Here is a 12,120-nt window from a genome sequence, read left to right on the forward strand (position 1 = left end):
TCCGATCGGGAGCAATGGGGTGCCCTGAACGGGCTTGAACTGCGCCCAACGGCAGCGAACGTTCCTCAACTGCACCCACCGCTACCTGCGGTTCCGCGTTTGCCCAGCTCAGATCGGGTGCGGCGTCCTGTTTCCCGCGGAGTGCTCTGCTGTTCTGCGCAGAGTCGACGACCATCCATGTGTGTTGGCGGGGCGGTGTTCGCAGGTCAAGGCGGTAAGGAGCCATTGGTTGGCCCGGCCTTGCAACTGGGAGCAGATTGGGTGCAGGTTGGCGAAGTGGTCTCCCTGGCGAAGTGCTCATCGACGCCGGACAGAGACGAGGGCTTTGACCTGTGGTGATGCGGTCGGGCGGTGCGGTGTGACCTCGCAGTAGAGGTCGAAGTGGTCAGGCGTTGCTGCTCCCGGTATGGCTGGCGCCGGCCGACGTCTCGGTTCGCCTAGCGCCACGCCTATAGGTGTGCTCAGATCGATGTGGAGCGTTGCGGGTGAGTTTGCTGGAGTCCGCCGCACTTCCGTCATTCAAGACACCGATCCCACGGGCAACGTCCTGAGCAGGCCCTTCAAGACTGGAGACCTCTTCGGCGGATCCGAAGGCGTCAGCGCTGGCCCCCGCCAGAGGCGGTAGAGCCGCGTCCGCTCGTGTCGAGGAGCGGATGTTTCCGGATTGGTCAGGTGGCAGTCGGGGGTGTGAGCCACCTCGTGCGAATAACCCTGTCTTGGGTCTCACCGTCTGCCGAGGGTTTCGGTTTGCTCGGCCCCGACATGCCGTGGCCGGACCTTGCCTGGAACCACCAGAGCCGTGACGACCTTCCGCCTCATGCGGCAGACGAATCGCTCCTCGCGATTTGCCCAGGTCACCGTCGAGGTCGCAGCATCGAGCTGGTTCGACGTAGAGGTGACTGCCGTCGCGGCGGGCGAACACCGGCGGGAAGCTGAGCTGGGCGCTCGGTGGGCTCTGCGTGGTCTCACCGCGGCGGCGAGGGTAACGGTCACCAATCTTGTCGTCACCGAGGTCGACACCAGTGTGGGCGACGTCTACGAGGCCACTGCCCGCGCTGTGTGGCAGGCGTTGCGCGTCGAGTATCGGTGCCGTACGTGGGTTTCAGCGATCCCGGCATGGTCGCGTTGTGGCTTACGAGCATCGTGGGCCGACGGCTTGAGGCCGTGACGGAAGCCCGGTACTGGTGTGAGGGCCGGCGTGAACCGGACGCTGAGAGCCTGCTGCACGCGTGGCTGTTCTTTGGAAACGCGTTGCCGGTCGGTTTGCATGGTCGTGGTGACCAACTCCTGCTCGCGAAGGAGGATCCGTACCGTTCCTACGACATGGGCGAGTACGGAGAGACCAGGGTCGGCCCGGCGCGGCGTCCGGACGTGCTGTCCGGGTTCATCGGCGCCCGGCTCACCGACGCCGCTGTGATCGTCGGCCAGGACAGTGGCGGGGATTGCGCTGGTCTCGTGTTGCGGTTCGAGAACGGCGATCTCGTTATCGGCACACTCGGCGACGAGTGGGTTCTCTCGGTCGGCCAGGTGCCGACGGCCGCCGCTCGTTACTGGGCTGTGCAGTCCTTCGTGCACGGCGGTTGCCGGTAGCGGCTACTTCTTCATCTCCCAGCAGCACACAGGTTTCACGCCCGCGATCGTTCCTTGGGGGACGCTTCCGTGAGTCGCGACGGGGCCGTGCGGCTGCCCCGGGGACATGGCTCTGCCGGCCCTGTGAGCAAACTTACCGCTGATTTCGTCCGTGCTGTCGACCGTCCCTGACATGTGCGTCCTACCGTCTTGGCATGAGTTCCCCTGCTCGTCCCCCCTTACCGCCCGACGTCGACCCCCAACTGTGGTTCGACACTGCGCAATGCGGACGGCACTACCTTCTCGATGGCAACCCGCACACGTCCGCCGGCCGCATGCTCGCCTACTGCGCGGAGCGCGGCATTCGTACCCGGGTGTCGAAGGGGGAGATCGACGACTGCTCCGAGCAGACCCGGTACTTTGTACGCGGGTTCCTTTCCGGCAATGAGCTGGCCCCGCCGGAGTCGGGCGACGGTGCCGAAGCGGCCTATCTCGCCTGGCGCGAGGCGGCCGCTCGTTTCCGAGACAGCGGTTCCTGGATCGACATCGACGCTGCCGGTGACATCGCTACCGCCCCAGCGGAGGACACCGAGGCGGATACCGATGGCGGGGTGGTGATCGGGGCCGAGGCGGAGGAACTCCCCAACGAACTGCGGGCCTTGTTGCGAGAACAGGCGACGGTGCGGGTGGCACTTGTGGTCGACGTGCCGAAGAGTGATGCGGACCGCGCCGTTGAGGTGGCCACAACACTCGCCGAACGGGTCGGCAGGCGGACCTGTGACGGCCCCGGCCCTGTCGAGGTCAGTAGGCCGGTGTCGATCACCCGGGTGTACGCGCTGGTCGGCGTCACCGGGCACCGCCCATGGGTAGCGGTGCAGACGGCGATGACAGCACTGGGCCGCAGCGGCTGGGCGACCGCGACCGCGGTCGAGGGCGAGCAGTACGTGACAGCGGAATTCCAGGCGCACCGCGAGCTCAACCGAGGGCTCGACGCGCTAGGAGTGAGCGCGGTGGAAATTCACGCCGGGTATGGACTGGGCCACGACCCGTCGCGCACGCCGGACAGTCGGTGGCAGGGCGAGTGACGACGGCAGTCAGCCCGCGCCGCCTTTGCTGGGCAAGTCTGCGCGTACTTAATGGCGGGTAGGCAACCTGTGTCCGCGAGCAGTTCGCCGGCCGGATGGTTGACGGCTAGCGTGTGGTCGTTGGCGCTGGTGCGGGTGGGAACAGTTGACGCAGCGTCGGACCGATGGCCGTGGCCAGCGTGCCGTCGTCGCCGGAGTGCATGACCAGGTTGACCACACCCGTTGCGACGTCGCCGGTGCGGGTTTCGGCAGCTGCGGTCGCGATGTCGGGCAGCGCGAGGTCGGCGAGTAACTGCCGCACCAGAACACCTTCGCCCCAGAATGCCTCTGCTGGAATGGGGAGCCGGCCCAGCCAGGACAGCAGGATCGCCGCCCTGTCGGTCGCTGCGGGTGTGGCGGTGGTGAGCCGTCGACGGACATCGTCGTCGTGCGTATCGGACAGCTCGCCGCATTGCTGACCGGTGGCGGCGACCAACACGGGATGCAGCACGCCAGGAACCCCACGCTCAATCAGGTACCGCTTGCCCTCTGGCCCGGTGGGCCGGAACTGCGGGTGGCCCTCCTGCAGGTGCAGCAGGTCGGCCAAGGGCGCCAGGAATGACGTCAGCTGATCCGGTACACCGAGCCCTGCCAGAAACAGGTGGAGCGCCCCGGGATCTGCGACGACGAGGTCGTTACGGAACCGCGACCGCTCCCAACTGACGGAGCCGTGGCCATGCAAACCAGCGCTGGTGAGCATCTCGCCCGCCAGATCGCGGAGCACGATCGTCGGCCCGCCGTGACAACGACAGATGTCACCGATGAAGCGGCCCGTCGTGGTCAACACGCGCGCCGTGTCGATCGATCCGGCATCCGGGAGCTCGGCCAGAATGTCACGACCGGCAAGAGGACCGCTGTCCTCACCACCTTCGACGATCTGCACGGCGTGTGCTCGAGCCCAGACATCGTCGAGCCAATCGATCATGAGGACCTCTCCTGTGCCGACCCAACGATCATCGCAGGCATGCTTACACCGACCGCTAACACTCAGGACACAGCGCACTCCCATGCCGCCGACCCTGGGCTGCGTCTCGGAGCCCCGGTCGCGTTGACTCCAGGCGAACGCCCTGATCTCTCATTCTCGGATGCCTTCGCCTGGCCCGAATGTCAAACTGCGGCAGTGGAGGGCTTTCGGTGTGCGAGCTGCGGGAACACGTTGAGTGTCCCGGTCCGGATGGTGGAGCTGCCGGCGGGACCGCACTGGTCGCTCCTGGATTGTCATCACGTGAACCCGCCGCTCCTGGACCCCGGCACCTATGCAATCGACGAGGCCACGTATGGCCGTGATCAGGTCACCGGCACCTTCGTCCTCTCACCCGGCGACGTACGTGGGACACGCTTCATCCATGACCTTGTCAGCACGGGCTGTTGGTCCATGGTGGGGTGGAACCCGTCCGTGGCTTGCGAAGACTGTGGCGCCTTGGTCGCCTCCCGCACGGATGACTGCGGGGTGGCTCAAGAGACGCGCTTCTACCCAGCGATGGTTGTCCGGGAGTCGTGTGACGATGAGCCTGGCCCCGACACGGATCCTTTTTTGCAGATCTCCGACTGGGACAGCCCTGCGCCCGACACCAGACAACACGGCTGGGTCCCCAAGCCGACCCGCCCTCGTCCCGCACTCGTTGCAACCCGCTGGGGACCAAGTGTGAAAGAGCACCTCTTTCGAGATGATCCGCCAGCCTGACCAGTTGGCCAACTGGGAGGCACGCAAACGTTGGTAATTCGGTTGGCGCAGGCACCGGGTAGCGCAGTGGTCGGTGTCCGCTCGAAGGCACCATGGATCTGGTACTGGCCACACTGCGGTGAGGCGGCCGATCGGTGCGCCTTGACCTCCCAGTGAAGACCGAAGGGGTTGTGCCTCCAGTTCCCCGATTGGTGGTGCGCGCTTGTCGACGCCGGCTGAACCTTCCAAGCCCGAGCCCGGCGATCCCACTGTCACCGCGCCAGCCGGGAGATCAAGTGATGTTGGAGTGTGAGCCGCGCGGGTGCGGGTAACCGCTCCCGTGTCCGACGTCGCGATCGCCGACTATGGCCTGCTCTCCGACTGCGCGTCCGCCGCGCTGGTCAGCCGGGGCGGTTCGATCGACTGGTGGTGCCCCGGGCGGTTCGACGCCCCGTCTCTGCTCGGCCGAGTGCTCGATCCCGCCGCCGGGCACTGGGCACTCAACCCCGCGACGGCTGAGTCGGACCACCGGAGCGAGCGGACGTACGTCGACGGCACGTTGGTGCTGCGGACCGTGCATCACACCAGCGGCGGTAGCGTCGCTGTCACCGACGCCCTCCTTGCCGAGCCCGGAGTGCCTGGCCATGCGCTGAACCACAACCCGCCGATGGTGCTGGCCCGGATCGTGGAGGGGCTCACCGGCACCGTGCGGATGCGCGTCGAGTTCGTCCCCCGCCCGGAGTACGGGCTGATCACCCCGTACCTGCACCAGCACGACGGTGAGGTTCGGGTCGAGGCGGGCCCGCTGGCCCTGACTCTGCGCAGTCCCGTTCCGTTGGAGTGCACCGGTGGCCGGGCGTACGCCGAGTTCGATGTCCGCGCCGGCCAGACGCTTCCTTTCGACCTGGCGCACGCGCCGGCCTGGGGTCCGCCACCGCGGCGGCTGGATCCGGTGACCTCGCTGGCCGAAACCATCGACAGTTGGCGGGCGTTCGACCAGGTGCACCGTTACGTTGGCCGTTACCCCGACCTCGTGCGGCGCAGCGGGCTGATCGTCCAGGGTTTGATTTACCAGCGCAGCGGGGCGGTGGTCGCCGCCGTCACCGCCTCGCTGCCGGAGGACCTCGGCGGTTCACGCAACTACGACTACCGGTACGCCTGGCTGCGTGACTTCTTCCTGACGATGCGGGCGCTCTGGGTGACCGCCTGCCCCGAGGAGGCCGGCCGGCTCTTCGACTGGGCCGCCCGCTCCGCCAGCCGCAGCGGCGACGAACCGGTGCCGATCATGTACGGGGTGATGGGTGAGCGGGACCTCTCCGAGTACTCCCTCGACCACCTACGCGGGTACGCCGACAGTCGGCCCGTGCGGATCGGCAACGACGCCTGGCGGCAGCGGCAGCAGGACGTGCCTGGTGAAGTGCTGCTCTGCGCCTACCTCATCCGCCACCATCTGGGTGAGTTGTCGGAGGAGCTGAAGGCGCTGCTGGTCGGCCTTGCCGAGCAGGCCACCCGCTGGCGGGAGCCGGACGCCGGCATGTGGGAGGAGCGCGGCTCCGGGCGACACTACCTGGCGTCCAAGGCGCTGTGCTGGGGTGCGCTGGACAGCGCGATCAAGCTCGCGCCGATGCTCGGCGACAGCGCGGACCCGGCGGGGTGGGCCGCCGCCCGCGACGAGATTCGGGCTGCTGTGCTGCGCGACGGCTGGAACGAGCGGGTGGGCGCGTACACCGGCGTGATCGGCTCGTCGGAGCTGGACGCCTCGGTCCTGGTCCTGCCCTTCACGGGGATGGTGTCGGCCACGGATCACCGGATGCGGGCCACTATCGAGGCGGTCGAGGCGGAGTTGACGACCGACGGGCTGGTCCGGCGTTGGCCGGACGAGCCGGCCGGCTTCGCGGTGTGCACATTCTGGCTGGTCGAGTGCCTGGCGATGGCGGGCGAGATGGAACGTGCCACTGCGCTCTTCGAACGCACCGCCGCCCGGGCGAACGACCTCGGGCTCTTCGCCGAGCAGATCGACCCTCGTACCGGTGCGCATCTGGGCAACACTCCCCTGACGCTCTCGCATGTCGGCCTCATCGGTGCCGCCTGGCGACTGACCAAACCCAGCTTCGTCTGACTTTGGGGCCGCTGGCCGTACTCCGCTGGTTGTGACCCGCCTGTTCCGCGAAGGCCCAGTAGGTCTTGCGTTCCACGCCCGACAGCAGCCCTTTCACGAACTGCCCGGCGATCCGACGGGGCTCTGGCCGCACGAACCGGTCAGCGACAGGCGTCACCGCCTCGTCCAGGGTGACCTGCCACCCGGCGGGGTCTACGCCGTGGCACGCGGCCACCGCGCGATCTTCGGTTGTCCTCCCAAACCGCCGATGATCAACGCGGTGGCCGTCCTCATGCCCACGCCACGCCCGACGCCGAAGTTAGGCGGTGATGGCGTGCGGTTCGAGGTACGCCTCCAGTCCGTAGATGCTGTGTTCGCGGCCGATGCCGGACTGCTTGATTCCGCCGAATGGCGCCTCGGGGTCACCGAAGACCCGGTTGATGAGGACGGTGCCCGCCTCGACCTGCCGGGCGACGCGCTGCGCGCGCTCTGGATCGCTGGAGAAGACCTGGGCCTGCAGTCCGTAGGGGGTGTCGTTGGCGATGTTGATCGCCTCGTCGTCGTCCTCGAAGGGGATGACGACGAGAACGGGGCCGAAGATCTCCTCGCGGGCGATGCGCATCTGGTTGGTGACGCCGGTGAAGATGGTCGGCTTGACGAACCAGCCCTTCTCCAGGCCGTCTGGCCGGCCTTCGCCGCCGGTCAGCAGTCGTGCGCCTTCCTCCTGGCCGAGGCGGATGTAGCTCTGGACGCGGTCGAACTGCGTCTGGCTGACCACCGGACCGACGCCCGTCGCCGGGTCCTGTGGGTCGCCGACCTTGAACGCGGACATGGCGGACTCGATGGCCTGGTGGACCTCGTCGAGCCTGCTCCGCGGGGCGAGGATCCGTGTGCCGGCGAAGCAGGTCTGGCCGTTGTTCAGGAACCCGGAGGTGAGCGCTGCGGAGACGGCGGAGGCGAGGTCGGCGTCGTCGAGCAGGATGGTAGGACCCTTCCCGCCGAGTTCGAGCGTGAGGCGCTTGAAGGTGTCGGCGGCGTTGCGCATGATCTGCTGTCCGGCCGCGGTCGACCCGGTGAAGCCCACCTTGGCGACGTCGGGGTGTGACGTCAGGACGTTGCCGACCACGTCGCCGCGGCCGGTGACGATGTTGATCACGCCGGCGGGTACGTCCGCCGCGTCGAAGGCCTCGGTCATGATCTGCGTCTGGATCGCGCTGAGTTCGCTGGGCTTGACGACGACGGTGACTCCGGCGGCGATCGCGTTCGCGACCTTCTGCGCCACGAAGACGACGTTGAGGTTCCACGGAGTGATCACCGCGGCGACGCCGAGCGGTTCCATGACCACCGTGGTCGTACCGCGGGTCTTGCTGAACTCGTACGACTCAAGGAGCTTGGCGGCCGCGTCGAACATCCCGGGCGCCAGGGGGAGGAGGCCGTCGACGATGCCGCGTACCGCGCCGTACTCCTCAACCATGGCCGCCTTGAGGTCGTCGAGACGCGCGGTGAACGAGGCGCTCAGGCGGTTCAGGATGGCGATGCGTTCCTGTTTGCTGGTCTTGGAGAAGCTGACGAAGGCGCGCTTGGCGGCCGCGACCGCAGCCTGGGCGTCGGTCTCGTCCGCGAGGCGTACCTCCCCGATCAGCTCTTCTGTCGATGGGTTGTAGAGGGGAAATAGCTCGGTCCCGTGGGGTGTCACGAACTTCCCGTCGAGGTAAATCTGGTCGATCTGTCGCACGGTTGGTGCTCCGTTCTGTTCCTTGCTGGGTTGGGCCGCGTCGCTTCGTTCGGCGGATTCAGCGGCCCCGGTACAGCGCGCCCAGCTGGCCGGCACGTCGAAGACCGACGTGCTCGATTCGTCTGACATCCATTCAGTCCGACAAACAGGTTGCCGGACCCGGCAACGCCTTATCCAATTGCGTGACGTCCCTTGGCTGCTCCTTGTGTCAGCCCTCATCTCCTATTCCTGTCTCCCGGCATCCGCGATGCGCAGGACCGGCTTGACGACGTCGCCACGGGCGGCATCGGCGAACGCCGCATCGATATCGTCGAAGTCGTAGAACCGGACCAGGCGGTCGATCGGGAACCGGCCGGACTGGTACAGCTCGATGAGCTTCGGAATGAACAGCTGGGGACTCGAGTCGCCCTGGACGATCCCGCGGACCGACTTGCCGAGCGCGAGCTTGGCTGCTGGCACGGTGGCGTCCCGGTTTCCTCCGGCGACGAGGCCAACCTGACCCATCGATGCCAGTGCGTCGACCGCCTGCTCGAGCATGTCGGCGCGGCCTGTGGTGTCCAGGACGTAGTCGACGCCGCTGCCGGTGATCCTCTTGATCTCGGCGGCCACGTTCGATTGACTGGCGTTGACGACGTGGGTGGCACCCAGCTCCTCGGCCAGGGCGAGACGTCGCTGGTTCACGTCGACCGCGATGATTGTCCCCACGCCGGCCGCGCTCGCCGCCATCAGGGCACCGAACCCGACCGCCCCGACGCCGAGGATCGCGAGAGTCGCGCCCTGTGGCACCTGGAACGAGTTCAGTACGGTGCCGGCGCCGGTCTGCAGGCCGCACCCGAGGGGCCCGAGGAGCTCCAGCGGTGCGTCCTTTGGAACCTTGACGGTGTTGCGTTGCGTGGTGAGCGCGTGGGTGGCGAACGACGACTGGCCGAAGAAGTGCCCGTGTACGCCGTCGCTCGTTCCGGTCCGGCGAAGGCCACGGGTGCCGTCGATGCGTGCGCCGGAGAAGTTTGCAGCCATCGCCTGCGCGCAGTAGGCGGGGTGCCCGCTGAGGCATTGCCGGCACTGCCCGCACGACTGATACGACAGGACAACATGGTCGCCCGGCTGGAGATCGGTGACGCCGGTTCCGACCCGTTCGACGATGCCGGCCCCCTCGTGGCCGAGAACGATGGGCAGTGGTGCCGGGGTCTGTCCGTTCCGGGCGTGGGCGTCGGTCTGACACACGCCGACGGCGACGAGACTGACCAGCACTTCGTCGGCCCGTGGCTCGTCCAGTTCGAGCTCTTCGATGACGAACGGCTGTGATGGTTCTTCGGCCACGGCTGCTTGAATCCGCATGGCACGTCCTCTTTCCGCGAGTTCCGTTCCCCGTGCGGGGGCTCTCGTGGTCAGCAGATGCGCCGTGCCGAGTGGTGGCTCGGGCGGTGATCCGGCCTGGCCGAACCTCCGGGGGAAATGATGTGAGCAACAAAGGTCTGCGGGTGAATGTTTTGCTACATACGTAATGCGTGGGCCCGAGAGCTCGCCCGTCGGCACCGACCCCGTCGCGGGCCGACCAGGTCATGGCGATCGACGTCTGGCCGCCGCATGGACTTCACACCTGGAGCCGGAAGGCTTTTCCATCGCGCACCACGTGTCCTGCCGTGGGCCCGGCGAAGTGTGTCCCGATGAGCAGCGCCTGGTCGTTGGCCAAGGAGGAGAGGAGTTGCCGACGGGTGTGGGTCGCCTGTTCGGCGTCCAGGTCGCCGGCGGACGTCCATTCCGGGTGGGTCAGCTGGCAGGGGTGGTGGATACAGTCGCCGGTGATGATCGCCCGTTCGCCCGCCGAGGTGATCTCAACGCTGGTGTGGCCGGCGGTGTGTCCGGGCGTGGAAATCAGCCGAACCTCGTCGCAGACCTGGTAGTCGTCGCTGACCAGGTCGACGAGACCTGCCTCGACCACTGGCTGGACCGAGTCGACGAAAGCCGCCGCGTAGGAGCGGTGGATACCGTCGGTCGCGGTCTCGGCGTTCGCGCGCCAATGGTCGTACTCCTCCCGAACCATGAGGTGCCGGGAGTTCGTGAAGGTGGGCACCCACACGCCGTCCACGAGGTGCGTGTTCCAGCCGACGTGATCCATGTGGAGATGAGTAAACAGGACGGTGTCGATGGAATCCGCCGGATATCCGGCCTCCGCCAGGTCGCTGAGGAACGGAGTTCGTAGATTGTTCCAGGCGCTGACGGGCCGGTCCTTCTTGTCGTTGCCGAGCGACGTGTCCACGATGATCCGGCGTGCTGGCGTCTCAATGATGAGCGAGTGGTTGCTGGTCTTCAGTTGACCGTCACGGGTCATGAAGTGAGGCTGGAGCCAGTCGATTCCCTTGACGGCGTCCGGAGTCGCTGGAGGAAGCATCAACTCGGTTCCGCCGGTGCGTTCCAATTCAACGACTTTGGTAACTTTGACCGCGCCGACTTGCCACGTTTGCATTGCGGTTCCCTTTCTTCAATGGGCGTGTCATCTCTTCGCATCCGCGACGGTGACAACTGATACGGCTGTCCGGATCGAGCAGTTCCGCCTGGTTCGTGCCGGTCGCGCGCTGCGGTCGATTACCCCTGGCCTTGCGTCCTCAACGCTTGGAGCGGCCACGTCGGCGGTGGCCGGGTCACGGGCGGCTGCGGGCGGGTTCGAGTCGATCGCGGCCTGCGGTGCGCCAGTTCGGCGGCCTTACGGACACCCACCTCCGCGCCAGCGGCCTCCGCCGCTCCGGCGATCGCCTTGGCGATCTGGGTGCTGGTGCCGAACGCGGAGTGGTAGATGACGGCGAGCTTGGACATGTTCGAGGCCCTTCTCCCCCTAGGTGTTGGTGTGGTAGGCGCTAGCCCCGGTGGGCCGGGACGTGGTGTCGGGACCAAACCTAGCCACGGCAGGGTGATGAGTCACCCTTAAGTGGTAGACGACACATCACCCCTGTAGCCGCGCAGGACCCCTGCTCGATAACGGGACTGTGGGCCCGGTGTTATCGACCGCTCTGCCAGTGGGGCTCTCGCGCCCTTGTCTCGACGGGGTGTTTTGGGGCGAAGTATCCCGGAAAACAGGCCAACGTGGACGGGTGAATCTGGGAAACCCAACCCCTGCTCCACTGCCGGTTTGATGCGTTCCCGCTGCGCGTATCCAGAGTTCGAGGGTGACTAGTCAACAACGCCGCGAGCTGGTCCGCAGAGCAGCCGGAGGGTGAGACCCCCTTCCGGCCGCTCTGCGAGTTAGTCCTCGAAGGGGTCGTCCTTCAGGTTGTCGAGCACGGTCTCCGACACGACGGCGAGCGTGTCGAGTTGGCGAGGACTGAGGACGTCGAGGAAGAGCTCGCGAACGTAACGAAGGTGCAGGGGGGTGGCCGTATCGATCACCGAGCGCCCTTCGCTGGTGAGAGCTATGCGATTACCACGAGCGTCCTCGGCGCAACTTTGGCGTTCGACCAACCCTCGCCGGATCATGCGGGATATCTGATGGGTGAGGCGGGTCTTCTCCCATCTGAGGGTTTCCCTCAGTTCGAAAACCCGCATCGGATCCGGCGAACGACGCAAAGCGCTAAGGACGGCGAAATCCGCCAAGGAAATTCCCGCTTCGCTGAGCAACTGGCGGTTCAGGTGACGCCGAACGTCCTCCTGCATCGTCAGAAAGCCGTGCCAGGCGCGTCGCTCACGGTCATTCAGCCGTTCAGGCTCAGTCACCTCTCAACGCTACCGCCTGCCCACTCCTCGCCGATCTTGGACCAGCCCGTCGCAGTTCGGCGCGTTCGTCCTCGGCCAGACGGCCGGCGGCGGCTTCGCCCCGAGCCCGCCGGTCCTGCGCGACCCAGTTGCCCGGGGCGTCGTCGTTATTGCCCAGACCACTGCGCGATCGGCTTGCCGGTCTCCCGCACGATCCGCACTGCGCTCTCGCGGAACTCCCAGT

9 protein-coding genes are annotated in these 12,120 nt (G+C 66.8%); 3 read left to right on the plus strand and 6 right to left on the minus strand.

The features are described from left to right. Positions 1-1,095: 1,095 nt before the first annotated feature. Positions 1,096-1,590, plus strand: a complete 495-nt coding sequence (locus ABZU74_RS12440; protein WP_355421927.1) for a hypothetical protein — start codon at positions 1,096-1,098, stop codon at positions 1,588-1,590. A gap of 194 nt (positions 1,591-1,784) precedes the next feature. Continuing rightward, entirely contained in the window at positions 1,785-2,654 is an 870-nt protein-coding gene (locus ABZU74_RS12445) for a hypothetical protein (protein ID WP_355421930.1), read from the plus strand. A gap of 106 nt (positions 2,655-2,760) precedes the next feature. Here ABZU74_RS12445 and ABZU74_RS12450 read toward each other — a convergent pair whose 3' ends face one another. Beyond that, positions 2,761-3,618 (minus strand): hypothetical protein, encoded by an 858-nt coding sequence (locus tag ABZU74_RS12450; protein WP_355421933.1) that lies wholly within the window; start codon positions 3,616-3,618, stop codon positions 2,761-2,763. Between the two features lie 1,078 nt (positions 3,619-4,696). Here ABZU74_RS12450 and ABZU74_RS12455 point away from each other — a divergent pair. Next, complete coding sequence (locus ABZU74_RS12455) at positions 4,697-6,475, plus strand: glycoside hydrolase family 15 protein (RefSeq protein WP_355421936.1); 1,779 nt, start codon at positions 4,697-4,699, stop codon at positions 6,473-6,475. A gap of 298 nt (positions 6,476-6,773) precedes the next feature. On the opposite strand, the gene ABZU74_RS12460 is transcribed toward ABZU74_RS12455, so the two are convergent. The 5 genes from ABZU74_RS12460 to ABZU74_RS12480 all read right to left on the minus strand — a co-directional run bounded on the left by ABZU74_RS12460 (position 6,774) and on the right by ABZU74_RS12480 (position 11,897). Further along, complete coding sequence (locus ABZU74_RS12460) at positions 6,774-8,189, minus strand: aldehyde dehydrogenase family protein (protein WP_355421939.1); 1,416 nt, start codon at positions 8,187-8,189, stop codon at positions 6,774-6,776. Between the two features lie 222 nt (positions 8,190-8,411). Beyond that, on the minus strand, positions 8,412-9,527 hold the full coding sequence (locus ABZU74_RS12465; protein ID WP_355421942.1) for an NAD(P)-dependent alcohol dehydrogenase: 1,116 nt from the start codon (positions 9,525-9,527) through the stop codon (positions 8,412-8,414). A 256-nt stretch (positions 9,528-9,783) separates the two neighbouring features. Further along, on the minus strand, positions 9,784-10,521 hold the full coding sequence (locus tag ABZU74_RS12470; RefSeq protein WP_355421945.1) for an MBL fold metallo-hydrolase: 738 nt from the start codon (positions 10,519-10,521) through the stop codon (positions 9,784-9,786). A gap of 254 nt (positions 10,522-10,775) precedes the next feature. After that, the gene (locus ABZU74_RS12475) at positions 10,776-11,003 is read right to left on the minus strand and encodes a hypothetical protein (RefSeq protein ID WP_355421948.1); all 228 of its coding nucleotides are present in this window, start codon (positions 11,001-11,003) and stop codon (positions 10,776-10,778) included. Between the two features lie 426 nt (positions 11,004-11,429). Continuing rightward, positions 11,430-11,897, minus strand: a complete 468-nt coding sequence (locus ABZU74_RS12480) for a MarR family winged helix-turn-helix transcriptional regulator (protein WP_355421951.1) — start codon at positions 11,895-11,897, stop codon at positions 11,430-11,432. Positions 11,898-12,120 lie beyond the last annotated feature (223 nt).

Source organism: Micromonospora sp. NPDC005171 (assembly GCF_040608575.1).
Lineage (GTDB): Bacteria > Actinomycetota > Actinomycetes > Mycobacteriales > Micromonosporaceae > Micromonospora.